Source organism: Variovorax sp. BGA-UO-ETr-C22 (assembly GCF_059567965.1).
Map to the genome: position 1 here is coordinate 261,580 of NZ_JCAQPA010000006.1, position 18,817 is coordinate 280,396.

The following is an 18,817-nucleotide window of genomic DNA, read 5'->3' on the forward strand; positions in this document are numbered from 1 at the left end:
CCGCTGGCGCACGCCAGGGTGACCGGAGGCAGGGCACGCAACGGGACGCCTGGCACGGTGCCGCCGCGTCCGGCACGGCGTTCGACTGGCCGCGCACGCTCGTCGCCCGTGGCGCGGACCGGCTGCAGGCCGCGCACCTGCGCCACCGCCCGCAGGAGGCGCGCAGCGGTGCGCTGCATTGCTTCCTGCTCGACTGCTCGGCTTCGATGCGCCACGACGGCCAGTTGGCGCGCGCCAAGGGCCAGCTGCTCGCGCTGATGCAGGAGGCCTACCAGCGGCGCGACCATGTGGCGCTGCTGTGCTTTGCCGGCGACGTGGTCGAGCTGCGCCTGCCACCGCGCCGCGCCAGCGCCTGGAACGACGACTGGGTTGCGCCCATCGCCGCCGGCGGTGGCACGCCATTGGCACTCGGCGTGCAGCGCGCGCAGCAGCTGCTGGCGAAGCACGAGGCCCGCCAGCGCTGGCTGTGGCTGCTGACGGACGGCCGCAGCAACGAAAGCCCTGCGCGCCCCGCCGCGGCGGACGTCGCCTGCGTGATGGACTTCGAGCGCGCCCGCACACCGCTGCACCGGGCCCGGCAACTGGCGGCGCAGTGGGACGCGCGCTACCTGAGCGCCTGAATCACAGGATCGCGGGGCGCGCCTCGGCGCTCGTGGATCGACTTGGGGCGAGAAGGGGCATCCGCCGCGTGGCGCACCGCTGCAGGTGGCACCTTCGATACTGCGGCGCTCCCAACGAAACCCAGGAAACCCCATGTCCGTCACTCCCCGCCGCGTGGTGCGCGAAGGCGCGTTCAAGCACATCATTGCCGACGGTGTGCAGGTCGGCGACACGATCTATCTCTCGGGCCAGGTGAGCGTGGACGGCGAGGGCCGCACCGTCGGCGCCGGCGACATCGCGGCGCAGGTGCGGCAGGCCTACGCCAACGTGCGCAGCGTGCTCGCATCCTTCGGCGCCTCGATGGCCGAGGTGGTGGACGAAACCCTGTTCGTGACCGACATCGACGGCTTCCTCGGCCAGGCCGACGCGCTCTTCGCCCTGCGCGCCGAGATGTTCGGCGGCGAGCCGCAGATCTCGCAGACGCTGGTGCAGGTGGCGCGGCTGGGCAGCCCGGACTGGCTGATCGAGATCAAGTGCATTGCCAGAACAGCTGCAGCCTGAAGGGCTGAAGGCCTGTTCCGCCAGGCAGTTCGGGTACCGTATGGCATGCGTCCGAAACCCCGTCTCCTGGCCCTTGCGTTGACCCTGGCCATGCCTGCCGCCTTTGCCCAAACCGAGCCGGCCGCGCAGCCCTTGAGTGCCGAAGAGTGCAAGGCGCAGGAAGCCGTGCTGGAGCGCGACATGGCCCTGGCCCGTTCGCGCGGCCAGATGCTGCGCCGGCGCGAGCTGGCCGACACCCTGAGCGCGCTGCAGCTGCGCTGCCAGGCGCTGGCGCCGATGAGCCGCGAAGCACGCATCGAGAAACTGGAACGCGAGATCCGCGCGCTGCGCACCGAGCTCGAACGCGCGGAGGCGCAACTGCGCAGCGTGAAGAGCGAGTCGCCCTGAGCCTTGGCGGCTCGCAGCTACCTCACCAGGGCAGGTCGCTGAGTTGCCTGCGCGGGTCCGACGCAGCCGGCGCCACGTCGGCCGCCGTGGCCGGCCCGTCTTTCTCCGCCACGGCCTCCACCGGCGCCAACATCGTCCCGCGGCAGTTCGGCGAGCCGCAATGGCAGGGGTACTTCGAGGGCGGCGAGCCGTCGTCGGCCGTGAGCGAGTAGTCGATGAAGAGCTCGTCGCCGGCTTCCACCGCCTCCATCGTCTGGAAGCGCAGCACCATCTCGCCTGCTTCGTCGTACTCCTCGACCGCCTCGCAGTTCGGCTCGCACGAATGGTTCAGGTGGCGCGTGGCGTTGCCGCCCTTGGCGCCGTCGATGGTCTCGCCGGTCGTCAGCGTGAACAGGTAGGTGAGCTGGTCGTCCCAGAGCTTGGAGGCGACTTCCTGCCTGGTGTAGCGGCGGCCTTCGTACAGGCCGAGGAAGGCTTCGGCCGGCAGGTCGCGCGTGGCGAAGGCGCCCAGGCCATGCACGCCGCTGGGGCCCACGCGGATGGAGGGGGTGGACGAGGTTCGCTTGGGGGACTTCATGAACGGACGGGGCGCGAGGAATCGGAAGAAAAGGTGGGCTGGGGCTGGAGTGTCGCGGTCATCTCGATCTGGCGTATGACAACGGTGGCGCCGCGTGCGGCCATCGCGCGGTGCAGCGCGCTGCCCTCGGGCTCGTCGACCAGCCGCCAGCGCGCGCCGGGGCGTGCCTGCGCGAGCGCGTCGAGCAAGGCATGGGCCGAGGCTTCGTCGGGCGCGGCGGCGTCGAGCAGCATGTGCAGCGGCAAGGCCGGCGGCAGGAGGATGGCGTAGCCGCCTGTTGCCGCGCCGAGGGCCACGGCGCCGTCGTGCGCGAGCGCACCTTGCACGGTCGGCCACTCGCGGCGCCAGGTGGGGCGCGAGACGGCCGCGCAGGCCGCATGCAGGGCGGCGAGCGCGTCGGTATCGGGCGCTGTCGAAGCTGTATCGGCACCAGGCTCGAAGCTGCCTTCGAGCACCTCGAGCGCGCGGGTTTCGACGAAGCCCGCCTGCCGGTACAGCTGCCGCGCTGGGTTCTGTTCGATGACTTCGAGCTGCACTTGCGCGATGCCGGCCGCCGACAGGTCGCGCAGCTGCGCCTCGATGAGCTGTTTCGCCAGCCCCCGGCGGCGCTGCGCGCTCGCGATGCCGAAGCCCGCGAGGTAGGCGCGCGGCCCGCGCCGGCCGACGAGCGAGAGGCCGCAGGCCTCGCCGCCGGCGACGATCACGCGCGAGAGGTCCAGGTCGGCCTGGGCGCGCCGCACGTGCCGCTCGAACATCGCGCGGTCGAACGCGATCGGCACGAAGTAGTCCTCGTAGGCGCGATTCCAGAGCGCGGTGAGTTCGTCGGTGCCGAAGTTCGCGGCGGGAACGATGTCGAAGTTCATGGCGTGCCGAAGATCAGTTGCGCGGCGCATCCAGCGACGCAAGGCAATTCACGATGGCGTCGGCCGCCTCGTCGAGCCGGGGGCCGGGCCGCATCATCAGGTCGAAGCGCGCCGAGGCAAAGCTGCAGACGCGCCCGCGCTGGATGGCCGACATGGCCGACCAGCCGGGGCGCCCCGCCATGGCCGAGATTTCGCCGAGGGCCGAGACCATCAGCACGTCGGGGTTGGCGCGCACCACGAACTCGGGGTTCATCCTGGGGAAGGGGCCGAGCGAGCCCGGCACCGCATTGGCCAGGCCCAGGCGCGCCAGGGTTTCGCCGATGAAGGAGCTTTCGCTTGCCGCCGCCACGCCGCCGTGCACCTCGAAGTACACGCGCCGCCCCTGCCAGTTCAGCGGCACGCGGGCGCGGGCCGCGTTCAGCCGGGCATCGAGGCTGCGCCAGAAGGCCTCGCCCGCGCCCGGCTTGCCGGTGGCGCGGGCCACGGTTTCCATCACGCGGCGCATGTCGGCATGGGTCTTGGCGTCGAGCGCCAGCACCTTGATGCCCAGGCGCTCCAGCGCTTCGGCGGCGCGGCTGCGCGGGCGCAGCAACACGAGGTCGGGCTTGAGCGCGACGATGCGCTCGATGTTCGCGTCGTCCATGCCGCCCACCTGCGGCAGGCCTTTCACCGCCGCCGGCCAGTTGGCGTGGCGGTCGATGCCCACGAGCCGGTCGCAGGCGTCGAGCGCGCAGACCGTCTCGGTGAGCGAGGGCATCAGCGACACGATGCGCCTGGCGGGCGCCTGCAGCTCGAGCACCCGGCCCCGGTCGTCTTCCAGCCGGATGGCGCCGGCGTGCGCGGCCGGGCCGATTCCCAGTGCCACGAAGGCCGCGGCCCGGGCGATGTGGCGGAAGGCGGTTGAAAAGGGTGGGCGCTGGGGCAGGGCGTTGGAAGTCATCGGGGCGGGCGGAGTCAGCCCGCTATTGTCGCGGCGCTTGCATCCGCAGCTGGCGCGCCGCTTCTTCCGCCCGCGCGTCGTCCACTTCGCGCAGCACGTTGCTGAGATCGACCGGGCCGGTCTCGCGCACGAAGGTGCCCGTGAGCTCGGTCTCGGGCCGCAGCAGGCCGCGCTCGTACAGCTGCCAGATCTCGTCGCCGTAGTGCGTCTGCAGCAGCGCGGGCGCGTACTGCCCGAAGAAGTTGCGCAGGTTCTCCACGTCGCGCAGCAGCATGCGCTTGGCGTGGTTGTTGCCGGCCGCGTCCACGGCCTGCGGCAGGTCGATGATCACCGGGCCGTCTTCGGCCAGCAGCACGTTGAACTCCGACAGGTCGCCGTGCACGATGCCCGCGCAGAGCATGCGCATCACTTCCTTGAGCAGGCTCGCGTGGTGGCGCAGCGCGTCGTCGGGCGAGAAGGCCACGTCGTTCAGGCGCGGGGCGGCGTCGCCGTGGGCGTCGGTCACCAGGTCCATGAGCAGCACGCCTTCGAGGAAGTTGTGCGGCGTGGGCACGCGCACGCCCGCAGCGGCCAGGCGGTAGAGCGCATCGACCTCGGCGCTTTGCCAGATGGCCTCGGTCACCTTGCGGCCGAAGCGCGTGCCCTTGGCCATGGCGCGCGCCTCGCGGGTGTTCTTTACGCGCCGGTTCTCGGTGTAGTCGACGGCCTGGCGAAAGCTGCGCTTGTCGGCTTCCTTGTAGATCTTGGCGCAGCGCGTTTCTTCGCCGCAGCGCACGACGTAGACCATGGCTTCCTTGCCGCTCATGAGCTGGCGCACGACGCTGTCGATCAGCCCTTCGTCGACGAGGGATTGCAGTCTGGGGGGTGTCTTCATGCGCGCGCCTCCGGCACAGCCAGGGGGCGGGTCGAGAGGAAGGCCCTCAGGCTTTCCGTGCCGATCTGGTAGGCGCCATCATGCCTGTGCGGGGCAAAGCCCAGCTGGTGGTTGATGGCGAGCATGGGCGCATTGACCTCGGCGTTGTGCGTGACGGCGATCGCCACCTCGGGATGCCGTTCGCGCACGAGCTGCAACATGATCGCCTTCACGCCCTTGGCCAGTCCCTTGCCGCGCCAATGGCGGGCAACCCCGGTGAGGCGCTGGAACATGCGGTCGGGGTACAGCTGGTTCCAGCTGGCGTCGCACACGGCGGCCACGTCGTCGTTGGCATCGCGCAGCAGCACGAGAAAGTGCTCGCCGCCGCGCCGGTCGATTTCGGCGTACCAGGCGTGGAAGCCTTCCAGCTCGAAGCGCAGGGGCGCGCGTTCCAGCGCGCTGGTGGGCGCGTCTTCGAGCAGCGCGGACAGCGGCGCCATCAGCGTGGCCAGCCGATCGAAGGGCACGCGGCCCGCGTGGATCTCCAGGCGCAGCCCGTGCGTGGGCGCGAGGGCGTCGGCGCGCCAGCGCGCGAGCGCCGCCCAGTCGAGGCCGGCGAAGGCCATGCGGTTCTCGATGCTGCGGTGCTTTTCGGTCGCACCGATGGCCGCGAGGAACGCCCGGCCTTCTGGCAGGTGGGCCTTGAAGGTCGCGGTGGTGGGGGCGCGAGTCTCCATCAGCGCCAGAAGCCGGTGCAGCAAGGTGCTGGCCACGCCCTGGCGCTGGTGCGATCGCAGCACGCCGCCCCACACGTCGATGAAAGGCGCGAAGGTCGCGTAGTCGGGCGAGCCTTCGCGGCGCACGCCCATGTTGAGGCTGCCGACGATGCGCCCCTGTGCGTCCCGCGCGAAGGCGCGGTGCACCACATGCAGCGGCGTGTGCTGGCGCACGTCCTGCTGGGTGTGGGCGTCGTCGGGCTGCGGCTCGCCCGGAAAGTCTTCGTCGTGGCGCTGGCGCCAGTAGGCCAGGGCCTGCGCCCATTCTTCAGCGGACGCCCGCTGCGGATCGAAAAGGGAAGTCACGAACTGCCGCGCATCGGCGGCACGGGTTTCAAGCATGGTGAGCCTTGATTCGAAAAGGGAACGGACCGCGCGCGGCACTCGTGTGCCGGCGTGGCGTTGTCTGAATCGGACGGCGTGTCGCGGCAGGACACCGCGAGGGTCGAACGGGCTGGCTGGTGGTGCCTTCAGCGGCACCTGGAGCGTGGAAAGCGCTTCAGCAGCAGTTCGGATGCGACCCGACGAACCGTACGTGGGAGGGAGAGTGAATAGCAGTGTCTTCCATCGCGCACCTCCAGTCCGGTTTGTTGATCGAGGCGTCGAATGTAGCGAGGTTCGCGCGGTCTGTGAAGTGCAAGGCGCCTGCGGCAGAATCCAAAAACCAACAGGGAGATGCCATGAATCCGAAGAAGATCTTCGACGCGGCGGGCGAAGCCGATGTCGACACGGTGCGCGCCTGCATCGCGGCCGGGGCCGACCTGGCCGCCGTGAACAAGCAGGGCTTCACCGCGTTGCAATGTGCCGCGGCGGGTACGAACGAAGCCGAGCTCGAACCGATCCTCGCCGTGCTGCAACTGCTGCTCGACGCCGGCAGCCCGCTCGAATACACCGGTACCGGCGGCCGCACCGCGCTGTACCTCGCGGCCGAGTTCTCGCCGACCACGGAGCCGGTGCAACTGCTCATCGACGCGGGCGCCAACCCCGACGTGCACGACAGCCACGGCAACCACATCACGGAGAACGCGATGGAGGAAGAGGTCGCCGAGTTGCTCTCGCGCATCACCGGCCACGCGCTGCCCGAACCGCCGCCGCCCGAGCCCGACCCGGTGAAGATGAGCGCCGCGCAATGGCGCGCCGCCGAAGCACGCATCGCCGACGTGTTCGCCGCGCTGACGCAGGCGGGCCTGGTCGCGCTGCAGGACGCGGGCGACACGCAGTCCGACGGCTTCTCCGATTGCTCCGAAGCGTTCCGCGAACGCGGCGGCAAGAAGGCCGGCGTGCACGGCTTCTGCTTCTACACGCGGCAGGACCAGAACCGCGCCAAGCGCACCAGCCAGCTCTCGCTCGCGTTCTGGGGCGCGCCCGAGGGCGGCGATGCGGACATGCAGCGCGTCGGCGAACTGGTGGTCGGCCAGTTTCGCGGCGCGGGCTTCGAGGTGCGCTGGAACGGCGCGTCGTCGATGCGGCCTGAAGTCGATCTGCGCGCCTGAGCCTCAGCCCAACGCCGCGCGCAGCCGGGTCGCGAGCTGTCGCGCCTGGGTGGGCGAGGCGACGTTGGTGAAGCCCATCAGCAGCCCCTGGCTTTCAACGGCCGTGGTGCCCCGGGCTGTCAGTGGCTGGCAGTTCAGGCCGGCCGCCTGCGCGCGACGGGCCAGCACCACGTCGCTGTCGCGGTGCCCTTCGAAGCGCGCGATCAGGTGCATGCCGCCGGCCTGCAGGTCGATGCGCACGCCGTCGCCGAAGGCTTTGTGCAAGGCCTCGACCAGCAGGGTGCGGCGGCGCGCGTAGAGCAGGCGCATCTTCTTCAGGTGGCGCGAGAAATGGCCGTCGCGCATGAAGTCGGCCACCGTGGCCTGCGTGATCTGCGGGCAGCCGTTGGACGCGGTGCGCGACGCGTCCTCGAAGCGTGCGCGCAGCGATTCCGGCACCACCAGGTAGCCCAGCGCGAGGCCCGGGTAGAGCACTTTCGAGAAGCTGCCCGCGTACAGCACGCGGTCGTGCCCGTCGAGGCTCTTGAGCGCGGGCAGCGGCGCACCGGCGTAGCGGTACTCGCCGTCGTAGTCGTCCTCGACGATCCAGGCCTTCGCACGCGAGGCCCAGTCGAGCAGCTGCAGCCGGCGCGCCAGCGACATCGACACGCCCAGCGGCGCCTGGTGCGAGGGCGTGACGACCGCCATGCGCGCCTTCGGCGAGCGGCGCACGCCGCGCGCGACCATCAGGCCCTCGTCGTCCACCGGCACGGGCACCACGCGGTGGCCGGCGCTGTGCAGCACGTCGCGCGTGGGGGCGTAGCCAGGGTCTTCGATCCACACGCGGTCGTCCCTGGCGAGCAGCGTGCGCGCCACCAGCGCCAGCGACGCGCGGTAGCCGCCGGTGACGAAGACCTGCGCCGGCTGGCAGGCCACGCCACGCGACACCCGCAGGTAGGCCGCGATGGCCTCGCGCAGCGGCGCATGGCCCGCGGGGTCGCCGTAGAACAGGTCGGCCGCGCCCATGGCGCGCGCACGGCGGGCCATCAGCCGTGCCCAGAGCTTGCGCGGAAAGGCATCGAGTGCCGGGATGCCGAGCTGCAGCGGCGGTGGGGCGGCGGGGCCCGCCAGTGCAGGCGTATCCGCGACGGGGCGCGAACCGGCGCGCACCGGCCGCTGCATCGGCAGCGACGGCGACACCACCGTGCCCGCCTGTCCCTGCGCGCAGAAATAGCCTTCGCCCGCGAGCTGGCTGTAGGCCGCTTCCACCGTGCCGCGCGCCACGCCCAGCTCGCTGGCCAGGCTGCGCGCCGACGCCACGCGGTCGCCGGGGCGCAGCACGCCGTGTTCGATGGCCGTGCGAAAGCGCTCGTAGACCTGGCGATGCAGCGGGGTCGCCGTGGAGCGGTCGATGCCGGGGAGGGCGTTGTCTGGCGGTTCGGTCATGGCCCAGTCATTTTGACGATTCTTGGTTCTTTCGTCTGGTGCATCACGATCCTAAGCTCGAGCCTTCGAACAGCCAGCAGGAAAGAAGGACACGCAATGGGCGAGAAGGTATTCGTGGCGGGCGCGACCGGGGCCGTGGGCTCGGTGCTGATCCCGCTGCTGGTCGAGGCCGGCCACACGGTGCATGGCGGCACCCGCCGGGCCGAGCGTGCGGCGGCGCTGGAGGCACGCGGTGCCACGCCGGTCGTCGTCGATGTGTTCGACGCGCAGGCCTTGCGCGACGCGCTGGTGCGCATCGCGCCCACGGTCGTCATCCACCAGCTCACCGATCTGCCCCGGGACCTGGACCCGGCGCTGATGGCCGAGGCGGTGGTACGCAATGCGCGCGTGCGCATCGAGGGCACGCGGCACCTCGTGGCGGCGACGCTGGCGGCCGGTGCGAAGCAGCTGATTGCGCAAAGCATCGCCTGGGCCTACGCGCCCGGGCCGACGCCGCACGCCGAGGACGAGCCGCTCGACCTCGGGGCCGAAGGCGGTCGCCGCATCAGCATCGACGGCGTGGCGGCGCTGGAGCGCAGCGTGCTGGGTGCCGTCGGTCTCACGGGCACCGTGCTGCGCTATGGGCAGCTGCATGGGCCGGGCACTTCGAACGCGGCACCGAAGGGCGTGAGCCCGGTGCATGTCGAGGCCGCGGCCTGGGCGGCGTTGCTCGCGATGCGGCATGCGCGCGGCGGCATCTTCAACATCGCGGAGGACAGCGCCGAGGTCAGCAGCGAGAAGGCAAGGCGCGAACTGGGGTGGCATGCGGCATTCCGGCTGTCACAGGAGGTCGCGTCATGAAGGCCGCACGCTGGCATCGCGCGCCCTCCATCGGCGCGGGCCTCGCGGGGCTGTCGCTGGTGCTCGCCGCCGGCTGGGCGCTGATGCCGCGCGCCGGCCAGCAGGAGGCCGTGCAGTGGTTCGCCGACGTGTGCAGTTCGGTGGCGCGGCCGATGTTCGCGTCTGCGCCCGTGCCCGCAGGCTCGGAGGCCACGGCGCGGCCCGCGACGCAGGTCAAGGTGCTGTCGTGCGAGGCGCTGCCGCATGTGCCCGGCAAGTCGGTGACGACAGTGCTGGTCGACTTTCCGCCGCTGGCCTATTCGCCCGCGCACCGGCACCCGGGCTCGGTGACCGCGATCATTGTCGAGGGCACCATCCGCTCGCAGCTGGGCGGCGGTCCCGTGGGCACTTTCAAGAGCGGCGAGACCTTCTTCGAGCCGCCGAACACGCTGCACATGTTCGCGGAGAACCCCGACCCGGTGAAGCCCGCGAAGCTGATGGCAGTGTTCGTCACCGATACCAACTGCGGACCGTTGTTGCTGCCGCCCTGAAGCTTCTGGTGCTGTGCGCACAGCTTCGAGAGAGCGTCAAACGCACGCGCCTTCGGCCCCGGATCGCGCAAGGCCACCGGGGCCGCACGGACTGCGCGCGTTTAGAGTCCGGCGATGACCCTGACCTATGCATACCTCGCTGTCGCGATCGTCGTCGAAGTGCTCGCGACCAGCTTCCTCAAGGCCTCGGACAGCTTCACCCAGCTCTGGCCCAGCGTGGCCACGGTGGTGGGCTACGCCGTGTCGTTCTACTTTCTCTCGCTCGCGCTGCGCGTGCTGCCTACTGGCATCGCCTACGCGATCTGGTCGGGCGTGGGCATCGTGCTGATCTCGGTCGTGAGCTGGCTCTGGTTCGGCCAGACGCTCGATGCGCCGGCCATCGTCGGGCTCGGGCTGATCATCGCGGGCGTGGTGGTGGTCAACGTGTTCTCGAAGTCGGTGGGGCACTGAGGCATGGGCACGATCGAACAGCTGCTGCCCCGCTTGCCCGCCGGCACGACGTGGACGCCGGCCAGCGAGGGCGAGTCGGGCGATGCGGTGTTCCGCCGCAGCGATGGCGCGGCCTTCGCGAAGGTGTCGCTCGGCGCGAGCGCCACGCAGCTCGACGAAGAGCGTCGCCGCACCGAATGGCTCGCGCCGTACGGCGTCGGCTCCGCGCGCGTGCTCGACTGGCGCGTGACACCCGAAGGCGCCTGCCTGGTCACGGCCGCGGTGCCGGGCGTGCCGGCCAGCGACCTGCCGGCGGCGGATCTGCTGCGTGCCTGGCCGTCGATGGCGCGGCGCCTGCGCGCGCTGCACGAGATCCCGGCGGGCGAGTGCCCCTTCGCGCGCCCGCTGTCGGCGATGTTCGACCGCGCCGCCGATGTCGTCGCGCGCGGCGCGGTGAACCCGGAGTTCCTCGACCCTGACCAGCAGGACGTGCCGCCGCCATTGCTGCTGGCGCGGCTGCACGCCGACCTGCCGCACCGGCTGGCACAGGAGGCGCAAGACCGCGTCGTGTGCCACGGCGATGCCTGCCTGCCGAACTTCCTTGTCGATCCGCAGACGCTGCAATGCACGGGCCTCATCGACGTGGGGCGGCTCGGCACGGCGGACCGGTATGTCGACCTGTCGCTGCTGCTGGGCAATGCGCGCGAGAGCTGGCGCGATGCGGCCGACGCGCGCGCCGCGCATGCCCTGCTGTTCGCGCAGCTGGGCATCGACGCGCCCGACGGCGGCCGGCTCGAGTTCTATCTTCGGCTCGACCCGCTGACCTGGGGCTGATGGCGGCGCCGGCGCGCCGCATTGTTTCCTTTTCGGGAACGCCGTGGTTCTTTTTGCTGCGGGTTTTTACCTAGATCACGCCGCACAATTCATCTCACGGACCGGCCCCCAAAACCGATCCGGATGAACAGGCCCCGAGCGAGTTGGCCGCCCTTCAAGAAGAGGGACGGTGACCCACCCAAGACCGGTTCAAACCATCCAAGCAAACACTTGTACTACTGAACTGAATTGAAGAAGGAAACCGCCATGAACGCCTCGAAGATCCTCTCCGCCGTTGCTGTTGCCCTGATGGCCGTCGCCGGTGCCGCCCACGCTGAAACCTACGAAGGCGTGCATCGCCTGACCTCGGCCGCCAGCCGCGCCGATGTCGCCGCACAAGCTGTCGTGGCCGCGCACAGCGCCGACCCCTATGCCACCGGCGCCGAGGCAGGCCCCGCCCAGGTGTTCGTGTCGACCGTGAGCCGTGACGCCGTGCGCGCCCAGGCCGTGGTGGCCGCCCGCAGCGAGAACCCCTACAGCGAGGCCGTGACCTCCCGCGTGGCCCCGGTGCTGGCCAGCGGCCTGGACCGCGCCAGCGTGCGCGCCGAGGCCCGTGCCGCCGCTCGCGGCGAGGCACTGCCGCTGTAATCGATCGGTCTGACAGGCAAGCACGCGCACTCGGCCCCACGGGGCGGGTGTGGGCGGGCCAGGGAAAGAAAAACCGGCCTTGCGAAAGCAAGGGCCGGTTTTTTCACGAACGGGGCGGGGCGGTTGTCAGAAGCAGCGTTCTTCGATCGTGCCCACGCGGTCCGGATAGAAGGCCACGTAGTCCTTGATCGGTGCGACCGATTCATAGGGTGACTCGTAGGTCCACACGGCATTCACCGAGCGTTCGCCGCCGGCTGGAATGCTGTAGTAGGCGCACTCGCCCTTGTACGGGCAGTAGGTCGCATGCGTGGTGCGCTCCAGCAGCGACATGCGCACGTCCTTGCGCGGAAGGTAATGCACCGTACCGAAATGCGATTCACGCAAGGTCAGCGCCTCGCGCGAGCTGGCAATGACATGGCCTCCCACCGACACCACCACGCGCAACGGATTCGGCGTGATGGTGATCGCATGGTCGGGGCCCGGAATCTTGACGGTGCGTTCTGGCGTGGCGAACATGGACAAGCTCCTTCGGACGAATCGGCGGATGCGCATCTTGCTGCGTTGTCGCGACGATTTGAAGTCTCCCGCGAATCCACCTGTTCCCGGCGTGGTTAAAGGCGGCCGGGCTCGAAAACCAAAGTTTCAGATTCGCTGTTTTTGCGGTGCACACCGAAGCCCGAGCGGCCCGGCGCGATGTGTTCGCGCAGCGTGAGCGCCGGAATTTCGTAGTCGCCGCCGTTCTGCGGGCGGAACGCAATCGGGTCGGTGGTCCACAGCGTGTCGAGCCGCTCGCCGAGCTCGCCGGTGATGCGCGCATAGGCGGCGGCATCGACCTTGCCCGTGCGGTGCACCACGAAGGGCGGCAGCACGTCGAAGCCGGGGTAGTAGAGGATGCCGTGGTGAATGGGGAACAGCAGGTCGTCCATCGGCCCGTTGATGCCGCGCGGGGCGTAGTGCGAGGCCCAGCCGCCGGTCGTCACCACCAGCATCGCGCGCTTGCCGGCCAGCGTGCCTTCGCCGAAGCGGTCGCCCCAGTGTGTATCGGAATGTTCGCCCACGCCGTAGGCAAAGCCGTAGGCGTAGATGCGCTCGATCCAGCCCTTGAGGATGGCGGGCATCGAGTACCACCACAGCGGGAATTGCAGGATCACCGCGTCGGCCCACAGCAGCTTCTCCTGCTCGGCGGCGATGTCGGCGGTCTGCGTGCCGCCCTCGAAGGCGCGCAGCGAGTCGAGCACGGGGTCGAAGGGCGCGGCGGTGTCGCGCGCCGGAAAGTCGTCGGCGTCGAGCGCGGGCTTCCAGCGCATCGCGTACAGGTCGGACACGCGCACGGAATGGCCCGCGCTCGTGAGGCGTTCGACCATGAAGCGATGGAGCGAGCCGTTCAGTGAGGCGGCTTCGGGATGGGCAATAACCAGCAGGATGTTCACGGTGTCAAAGGGTTCGAGTGAAGATGCCCTCAGGTTAGGGATTGCCAAGCTATATTGGAAATGAATAGTTTGAATGCCAGGTATCGCCATGAACAATTTCAGCCGCATCGACCTCAACCTGCTGGTCACGCTCGACACCCTGCTGGCCGAGCGCAACGTGACCCGCGCGGCCGAGCGCCTGAACCTCTCGCAGCCCTCGGTGAGCGTGCAGCTCGCCAAGCTGCGCGAGCTCTTCGACGACCCGCTGCTCGTGCCCGCGCAGCGCGGCATGCGGCCCACCGCACGCGCCGACGAACTGCGCGAGCCGCTGCGCGAAGCGCTCGCATCGCTGGGCCGCGCGGTGGCGCCCAGCCAGCCCTTCGACCCGGCCAAGGCGACCACCACCTGGCGCGTGGCCGCGGCCGACTACGCCGAGTCGGCCATCCTGCTGCCCGCGCTGGCCGGCCTGCGCGCGGCCGCGCCGAACACGCGGCTGGCCGTGGTCGAGGCCGTGCCTACGCGCATGGCGCGTCAGCTCGAGCAGGCGGAGATCGACCTGTTCTTCCACACCAGCGTGGGCGCGCCGCCGGGCCTGCACCGGCGCGTGCTGTTCCACGAGCGCTACGTGCTGGCCGGACGGGCAGGGCACCCGCGCCTGAAGCGCCGCCCCACGCTCGCGCAGTTCTGCGCGCTGGAGCATGTGGTGGTGTCGCTCAGCGGCGGCGGCTTTGCCGGCCCCACCGACGAGGCGCTGGCGGCGCAGGGCCTCACGCGGCGCGTGGCGCTGTCGGTGCCGCACTTTCTTTTCATGATGTCGGTGCTGGTCAGCACCGACATGGTCGCCATGCTGCCCGAGCGCCTGGCGCGCGGCGCGCCAGGGCTGCGCGTGGTGGAGGCGCCGCTGGAGGTGCCGGGCTACGAGATGGCGATGCTGTGGCACGAGCGCCGGCATCGCGACCCGGGGCATCGGTGGCTGCGCGAGCAGATCGCCCGCAGCTTGTAGCGCCGGCTGGCGCGCCCGCCCCCTTCGCCGGCATCGGCTTTCCGCCATGACGACGGGGAACTTGCCGCTGCGGGCGTACAGTCGAAGCGTGGGCCTGTCGGGGCTCTCTCTGCACGAATGGAGGTCGAAGATGGCCCAGCACGCAATTACCGCGGTTCACTTCAAGGACGGAAAGGTGGACCTCGTCGCCATTCACCCGGTCGTGGAGAAGGAGTTCGGTTCGACGGAATTTGCCCTTGGCACGGCACAGCGCGTCAGCGTCGGCGAATGCGTCAAGCTCCTTGCGGCCGGCGAGGAGGTGTGCCTGGCCCGGCGCACTGAAAGCCACGGCTGGGAAGTCATTTGCGACGCCCGGCTCTTGCCGGGCGGGACCGCTTTCGCTGGCGTCGACATCCTGGACCGTCCCACCGATGCCTTGCTGCAGCTTCCTGCGTGGGACTAGGTCACCGGGCGCCCGCGCTGAATGCACCTTTGAAGGGCCGCCAACAAGTCGCCGACGATCGGTTCAGCCGGAGACACTCTTTGTGTGACGGAAGAAGTTCCCGGGGTCGTACCTGCGCTTGAGCGCCGCGAGTTTGTCCAGGTTGGCCCGGCCGTACGCGGCTTCGATGCGGTCCTGACCCTCTTCCTCCGTCAGGAAGTTGATGTAGGCCCCGCCTGTCGAGCAGGCGCGCGTCGCTTCGAAGCAGTCCCGCGCCCACTGGATGTGGATGTGGTCGTCGCCCGGCTTCTCCCAGGAGCCCGCGATGTTCAGCACATAGGCCGCGTCCCGATTGCCCGCCGGCGAATGCCCGGCAGGCAGCTCGCCCAGCGCACCCTGTATCTGGAACAGGAGGATGGCCGAATGGGGCGACTGAATCCGGCCCGCATGCGTCACGGCGAGGTCGATGGTCCGCTGATCGATGCCTGGCAGGTAGTGCGACTTCCAGTAGTAGCGCCGTCCCTTGGGCTGCGTGGCGTCGAGCAGGCTCTGCATCTGCGTGTAGGGCCGGCGCGTCACGATGTCGGCCACCGGCTGGCCAAGCCTGCGCAGCGGTGCGATCAATGCTTCTCCCTCTTCGACCTTGCCGGTGTAGCAGACGAAGATGGCCACGATCGGCTTGCCGTGCACTTCCTTCGGGAGCCAGGGGGCCGGCGGCGCGATCCGCAGGACCGCCACGCTGGTCAGTTCGCGCGGGGCCTCTGCGCTGAACGCACGGTAGGCGTCGAGAACCTGCCGGGCGTCATCGCCGCTCCATGCGATCGCACCGCCCAGGATTTCGGGGCCGACGGGAAAGAGCCGGTACTCGAAGGAGGTGACGATGCCGAAGTTGCCGCTGCCACCACGCAGCGCCCAGAACAGGTCCTCGTTCTCGTCCGCAGACGCACGCACGACTTCGCCGCTGGCCGTCACGACTTCCATCGAGACCACGTTGTCGCAGGTCCAGCCGTGGCGACGCGTGAGGTAGCCGAATCCGCCGCCGACGGTGAGGCCCGCGATCCCGGTGGCAGACACAAAACCGAGCACGGCGGCGAGCCCGTGCAGCTGTGTCTCGCGATCGACGTCGCCCAGCGTGCAGCCCGCTTGCGCGCGCGCCGTGCGACGCGCTGGATCGACCCAGACACCTCTGAGCAGCGACATGTCTATCATGAGGCCGCCCTCGCAGACCGCAAGCCCGGCGATGTTGTGGCCGCCGCCGCGCACGGAACTCAGAAGCCCGTGCTGGCGTGCGAACCGGACGGCCTGCACGACATCGACCGTGCCGGTGCAGCGCGCCACCAGGCCCGGGCGACGGTCGATCATCGCGTTCCAGACCTTGCGCGACTCTTCGTAGGCCGGGTCATCCGCGGTCAGCACCTGGCCTTTGAACGTGGCCTTGAACGACTGCAGGATCTCCGGCGAAAGGTCCACGGTCCCGCCGTCCATGCGTGTGAGTTGGATCGTCATGAGTGGTCTCCGAAAAGAGTGAGGAAGTCGGGGGCAGCTTGCGCGTGACCAGGCGAGCGAACAAGTCCAGAATCTGAAGCGTTGCCGCTCTGGAGACGAGGCGATGGAAAATACCTACGGTCAGTTCTGCACCGTCGCCAGGGGGGCCGAGGTGTTGTGCGAGCGATGGACGCCGCTGGTCGTGCGCGAGTTGCTGTGCGGCAGCAAGCGCTTCAACGACCTGCATCGCGGCGTCCCGCGAATGTCCACCAGCCTGCTGGCGCAGCGGCTTCACCGCCTCGAGGAGTTCGGTGTCGTGCGCCGCAACACCGTCGGCAAGGTGTGGGAATACAGCCTCACGGAGGCTGGCGAGGAACTTCGACCCATCGTCATGGCGCTGGGCCATTGGGGTGCGCAGTGGATCGGCAGCCGCCTGCGCGACGATGAACTGGATGCGGGCCTGCTCATGTGGGACATGCGCCGGTTCGCGTGCATTCAGGAGTTCCCGCCCCGACCGGTGATCATCCACTTCCAGCTTCGCGACGCACGGACGCGCGAGCGCGCGTGGTGGCTCGTGGTGGAGGACGGCGTGGCCGATCTGTGCCGCGACGACCCGGGGCGCGAGCTGACGCTCGTGGTGGATGCCTCCGTGCGCGCCTTGACCGAAGTGTGGACGGGCGATCGCACGCCTGCGCAGGCGCTTCAGTCGCGCGAGATCCGTGTCGATGGGGCGAGGTGCGACGCGCAAGACCTGTGGCGGTGGCTGGGCACCAGCGTGTTCGCCTCGACGCGTCGCGCCGCGGGACGGAAGTTGCCGGACGGCCAATCTCTGGCGCCGTAGCTGCTCACGGCGAGCCAGTTACGTCGGCGCAAGGTCCTCGTGGATGCACAGGAAGTTGCCTTCCGTGTCCTTGAACCAGGCCGCTTTTTCCGAACCGAGGACGCAGACATGGTCGACCGTCTTCAGGTCGGGAAAGTCGTAGTCCTCGAACACCACGCCGGCGCGCTTCAGCTTGTCGATGCTGGCGGCGATGTCCGGCACCTGGAAGCTGATCGCTGTGTGGTCGGCCTTGGTGCCTTCGGGTTTGGGGAACAGCGCGAGCGTGCTGCCGCCCACCGTGTAGACGAACTTGCCGTCGGGCCGCAAGCCACCCGCCTTCAGGCCCAGGCAGCCCTCGTAGAAGGCACGCGCGCGGTCCATGTCCTTCACGGGAAGCATGGTCGTGACAGACGAGTCGGACAGCATGGTGGGTCCTTTCGCACAGTTCGGCGCAGCGGGTGCCGCTTGGCGGCATGGCCTTGGCTGGCCGGGTGGTGGTCAGCTTACGCCTGAGGCGGGTGCGATGCCAGTGCGGTGGGTAACCTGTTTGGTGATGCGAGGCCCTTCGTGAACTCGCCTCAGGTGTTCAGGAAGCAGCGCGTCGTCGCCATCATCCGCACGTTCTTCGTCGAGTTGACGGAGGGCGTGTGCAAGAGGCGCAGGTCCATCAGGAAGACGTCACCGGCGCGTCCTGACATCTCGACGAGGCCGAGGCCCAGTGGGTGAAGGCTTTGCGCCAGGTCGCCGGTCGTCTTCAGAAGCTGCCTCAGCTCGGAGGCCGCAACCCGCCCCGGCGTGCCGACGCGATGCGATCCGGCCAACGCCAAGGTCGCGCCGCCGCCGGGTGCCACGTCGTGGATCAGGAAGAAGGCCTGGATTCCCGGCAGCGGATCTTGCGGTCGGGTCGAGACGTCGACATGCCAGTTCAAACCAGTGAGGGTCGAGGCGCCTTGAAGGGGCGGGGACAGCAGCAGCTGCGTGTCCTGGATGGCGGTCGGAGCGCGCCCGCCCAGGCGGGTGACGCAGTCGATCAGCGCCGGCGTCACCAGCGCTTCGTGCACGCCGGGCACCTTGACGAGCGCCGACAGCTTGCCGATCTGCTGGAAGACGGGGAGTTTGTGCAGCGCGCCGGGCAGGCTCCTTCCACCGGACAAGGCTTTCAGGCGCTTGATCTCATCGAGCAGCTTCTGCCGCAGGCCCGCGATCTGCTTGTGCGGATGGAAGCCTTTCAACCGCACATAGCCCTTGTCGGTGAAGAAGTCAGTGTGAGAGGGGGTCATGGCTTGAGGCGGCCGCGCAGTCGGTCAATGAACGCGGCGCGGCGTGGAAGCAAGAATACAAGAGCTGCTGCACATGGCGGACGTGGCTAACATCGGCCGACAGCAGATCAGGGAGGGCACAGGATGACGGTGGTGGCAGAGACTTTGCGGGTGGCGACACTGCAGCGGCTCGGCGCGTCCGCGCCCTTGGTGCAATTGGCGATGGGCGGGTGCCTCCATGAAGTGTTCCGCACGGTCTGCCTGGGGCCGTCGTTCCTGGCGTACCACGGCGCCCGCGCACCCGAGGGGCCACCATGGGTTCCGCTGTGGGATCGCAGCAGCCGGGTCACGGGTGTGCGCGCGCATCCGGGCGGCCTGGAGTTCGTCGAGTTCAGCGTGGAAGACCCTCGCGCGTTCGAGCGGATCGCGTTGACCGAGCAAGGCTTCTGGGTGACCCGGTTCGACGTGCTGTATGAAAACGATGTGCCCGAGGGCGTTCTGCACGAGGCCGCACGGCGGGTCGGGTTCCGGTATCTGGATCAGCACCTGGCTGCGAGGGCAGAGGCCGAGGAGCGACTGAGCACTTTCAGTGATCACCGCCTGTGGCTGCAAGGCCTCGTGGCGGACATCGATCGACAGGCCAGCGAGGCCTGACCGCAGTGTTCACACGAAACCCATCCTTTCA

Annotated in this window: 24 protein-coding genes; 13 read left to right on the forward strand and 11 right to left on the reverse strand. The window is 69.5% G+C overall.

Annotated elements, in window-relative coordinates:
- Positions 1 to 185: 185 nt before the first annotated feature.
- The 3 genes from AC57B8_RS02750 to AC57B8_RS02760 all read left to right on the forward strand — a co-directional run bounded on the left by AC57B8_RS02750 (position 186) and on the right by AC57B8_RS02760 (position 1,548).
- A complete protein-coding gene (locus tag AC57B8_RS02750) occupies positions 186 to 620 on the forward strand; it encodes a vWA domain-containing protein (protein ID WP_496478740.1) in 435 nt (144 codons plus the stop codon).
- Between the two features lie 133 nt (positions 621 to 753).
- Positions 754 to 1,161: a RidA family protein gene (locus AC57B8_RS02755; RefSeq protein ID WP_496478584.1), complete on the forward strand. Its 408-nt coding sequence runs from the start codon at positions 754 to 756 to the stop codon at positions 1,159 to 1,161.
- 90 nt (positions 1,162 to 1,251) lie between these two features.
- A complete protein-coding gene (locus tag AC57B8_RS02760; protein ID WP_487863337.1) occupies positions 1,252 to 1,548 on the forward strand; it encodes a DUF1090 family protein in 297 nt (98 codons plus the stop codon).
- Positions 1,549 to 1,570: 22 nt separating this feature from the next.
- On the opposite strand, the gene AC57B8_RS02765 is transcribed toward AC57B8_RS02760, so the two are convergent.
- The 5 genes from AC57B8_RS02765 to AC57B8_RS02785 are packed head-to-tail and all read right to left on the reverse strand — an operon-like array spanning position 1,571 to position 5,899.
- Positions 1,571 to 2,125 (reverse strand): SET domain-containing protein, encoded by a 555-nt coding sequence (locus AC57B8_RS02765; RefSeq protein WP_496478585.1) that lies wholly within the window; start codon positions 2,123 to 2,125, stop codon positions 1,571 to 1,573.
- Positions 2,122 to 2,988, reverse strand: coding sequence for a GNAT family N-acetyltransferase (locus tag AC57B8_RS02770; protein ID WP_496478586.1), 867 nt, complete (start codon positions 2,986 to 2,988; stop codon positions 2,122 to 2,124). Before AC57B8_RS02770 ends, AC57B8_RS02765 begins: the two co-directional genes overlap by 4 nt.
- 13 nt (positions 2,989 to 3,001) lie before the next feature.
- Positions 3,002 to 3,928 carry an ABC transporter substrate-binding protein gene (locus AC57B8_RS02775; protein WP_307693204.1) on the reverse strand — a complete coding sequence of 309 codons (927 nt, stop codon included), beginning with the start codon at positions 3,926 to 3,928 and terminating at the stop codon, positions 3,002 to 3,004.
- A gap of 22 nt (positions 3,929 to 3,950) precedes the next feature.
- Positions 3,951 to 4,802 carry a PA4780 family RIO1-like protein kinase gene (locus tag AC57B8_RS02780; protein ID WP_496478587.1) on the reverse strand — a complete coding sequence of 284 codons (852 nt, stop codon included), beginning with the start codon at positions 4,800 to 4,802 and terminating at the stop codon, positions 3,951 to 3,953.
- Positions 4,799 to 5,899, reverse strand: coding sequence for a GNAT family N-acetyltransferase (locus tag AC57B8_RS02785; RefSeq protein WP_496478588.1), 1,101 nt, complete (start codon positions 5,897 to 5,899; stop codon positions 4,799 to 4,801). The genes AC57B8_RS02780 and AC57B8_RS02785 overlap by 4 nt, the downstream gene beginning before the upstream one ends.
- Positions 5,900 to 6,237: 338 nt before the next feature.
- Between AC57B8_RS02785 and AC57B8_RS02790 the strand changes: the two genes are divergently transcribed.
- Positions 6,238 to 7,050, forward strand: a complete 813-nt coding sequence (locus AC57B8_RS02790) for an ankyrin repeat domain-containing protein (protein WP_496478589.1) — start codon at positions 6,238 to 6,240, stop codon at positions 7,048 to 7,050.
- Positions 7,051 to 7,053: 3 nt separating this feature from the next.
- On the opposite strand, the gene pdxR is transcribed toward AC57B8_RS02790, so the two are convergent.
- The gene (gene pdxR, locus AC57B8_RS02795; RefSeq protein WP_492740846.1) at positions 7,054 to 8,475 is read right to left on the reverse strand and encodes a MocR-like pyridoxine biosynthesis transcription factor PdxR; all 1,422 of its coding nucleotides are present in this window, start codon (positions 8,473 to 8,475) and stop codon (positions 7,054 to 7,056) included.
- Between the two features lie 96 nt (positions 8,476 to 8,571).
- On the opposite strand from pdxR, the gene AC57B8_RS02800 reads away from it, so the two are divergent.
- The 5 genes from AC57B8_RS02800 (at position 8,572) to AC57B8_RS02820 (ending at position 11,735) form a co-directional block, all read left to right on the forward strand.
- A complete protein-coding gene (locus tag AC57B8_RS02800; RefSeq protein WP_492740845.1) occupies positions 8,572 to 9,315 on the forward strand; it encodes an NAD-dependent epimerase/dehydratase family protein in 744 nt (247 codons plus the stop codon).
- A complete protein-coding gene (locus tag AC57B8_RS02805; protein ID WP_492740844.1) occupies positions 9,312 to 9,845 on the forward strand; it encodes a cupin domain-containing protein in 534 nt (177 codons plus the stop codon). The genes AC57B8_RS02800 and AC57B8_RS02805 overlap by 4 nt, the downstream gene beginning before the upstream one ends.
- Before the next feature lie 114 nt (positions 9,846 to 9,959).
- Positions 9,960 to 10,295, forward strand: a complete 336-nt coding sequence (locus AC57B8_RS02810; RefSeq protein WP_062481473.1) for an SMR family transporter — start codon at positions 9,960 to 9,962, stop codon at positions 10,293 to 10,295.
- Between the two features lie 3 nt (positions 10,296 to 10,298).
- Entirely contained in the window at positions 10,299 to 11,108 is an 810-nt protein-coding gene (locus AC57B8_RS02815; protein ID WP_496478590.1) for an APH(3'') family aminoglycoside O-phosphotransferase, read from the forward strand.
- Positions 11,109 to 11,354: 246 nt separating this feature from the next.
- On the forward strand, positions 11,355 to 11,735 hold the full coding sequence (locus AC57B8_RS02820; protein ID WP_095947133.1) for a helicase SNF2: 381 nt from the start codon (positions 11,355 to 11,357) through the stop codon (positions 11,733 to 11,735).
- 126 nt (positions 11,736 to 11,861) lie between these two features.
- Here AC57B8_RS02820 and AC57B8_RS02825 read toward each other — a convergent pair whose 3' ends face one another.
- Entirely contained in the window at positions 11,862 to 12,251 is a 390-nt protein-coding gene (locus AC57B8_RS02825; protein ID WP_062481469.1) for a DUF427 domain-containing protein, read from the reverse strand.
- A gap of 95 nt (positions 12,252 to 12,346) precedes the next feature.
- On the reverse strand, positions 12,347 to 13,165 hold the full coding sequence (locus AC57B8_RS02830; RefSeq protein WP_496478591.1) for an NAD(P)H-dependent oxidoreductase: 819 nt from the start codon (positions 13,163 to 13,165) through the stop codon (positions 12,347 to 12,349).
- A gap of 88 nt (positions 13,166 to 13,253) precedes the next feature.
- On the opposite strand from AC57B8_RS02830, the gene AC57B8_RS02835 reads away from it, so the two are divergent.
- Positions 13,254 to 14,147 (forward strand): LysR family transcriptional regulator, encoded by an 894-nt coding sequence (locus AC57B8_RS02835; RefSeq protein WP_447745114.1) that lies wholly within the window; start codon positions 13,254 to 13,256, stop codon positions 14,145 to 14,147.
- Between the two features lie 130 nt (positions 14,148 to 14,277).
- Positions 14,278 to 14,589, forward strand: coding sequence for a hypothetical protein (locus AC57B8_RS02840; protein ID WP_369646643.1), 312 nt, complete (start codon positions 14,278 to 14,280; stop codon positions 14,587 to 14,589).
- A gap of 63 nt (positions 14,590 to 14,652) precedes the next feature.
- Here the strand turns inward: AC57B8_RS02840 and AC57B8_RS02845 are convergent, their stop codons facing one another.
- On the reverse strand, positions 14,653 to 16,074 hold the full coding sequence (locus tag AC57B8_RS02845) for an FAD-binding oxidoreductase (protein WP_496478592.1): 1,422 nt from the start codon (positions 16,072 to 16,074) through the stop codon (positions 14,653 to 14,655).
- A 103-nt stretch (positions 16,075 to 16,177) separates the two neighbouring features.
- Between AC57B8_RS02845 and AC57B8_RS02850 the strand changes: the two genes are divergently transcribed.
- The gene (locus AC57B8_RS02850) at positions 16,178 to 16,894 is read left to right on the forward strand and encodes a winged helix-turn-helix transcriptional regulator (protein ID WP_070061093.1); all 717 of its coding nucleotides are present in this window, start codon (positions 16,178 to 16,180) and stop codon (positions 16,892 to 16,894) included.
- A gap of 18 nt (positions 16,895 to 16,912) precedes the next feature.
- Here the strand turns inward: AC57B8_RS02850 and AC57B8_RS02855 are convergent, their stop codons facing one another.
- Both AC57B8_RS02855 and AC57B8_RS02860 read right to left on the reverse strand, forming a co-directional pair.
- Positions 16,913 to 17,299: a VOC family protein gene (locus AC57B8_RS02855; protein ID WP_307693193.1), complete on the reverse strand. Its 387-nt coding sequence runs from the start codon at positions 17,297 to 17,299 to the stop codon at positions 16,913 to 16,915.
- A 152-nt stretch (positions 17,300 to 17,451) separates the two neighbouring features.
- Positions 17,452 to 18,153 carry a phytanoyl-CoA dioxygenase family protein gene (locus AC57B8_RS02860; RefSeq protein ID WP_496478593.1) on the reverse strand — a complete coding sequence of 234 codons (702 nt, stop codon included), beginning with the start codon at positions 18,151 to 18,153 and terminating at the stop codon, positions 17,452 to 17,454.
- A 123-nt stretch (positions 18,154 to 18,276) separates the two neighbouring features.
- Between AC57B8_RS02860 and AC57B8_RS02865 the strand changes: the two genes are divergently transcribed.
- Complete coding sequence (locus tag AC57B8_RS02865; protein ID WP_496478594.1) at positions 18,277 to 18,786, forward strand: hypothetical protein; 510 nt, start codon at positions 18,277 to 18,279, stop codon at positions 18,784 to 18,786.
- Positions 18,787 to 18,817 lie beyond the last annotated feature (31 nt).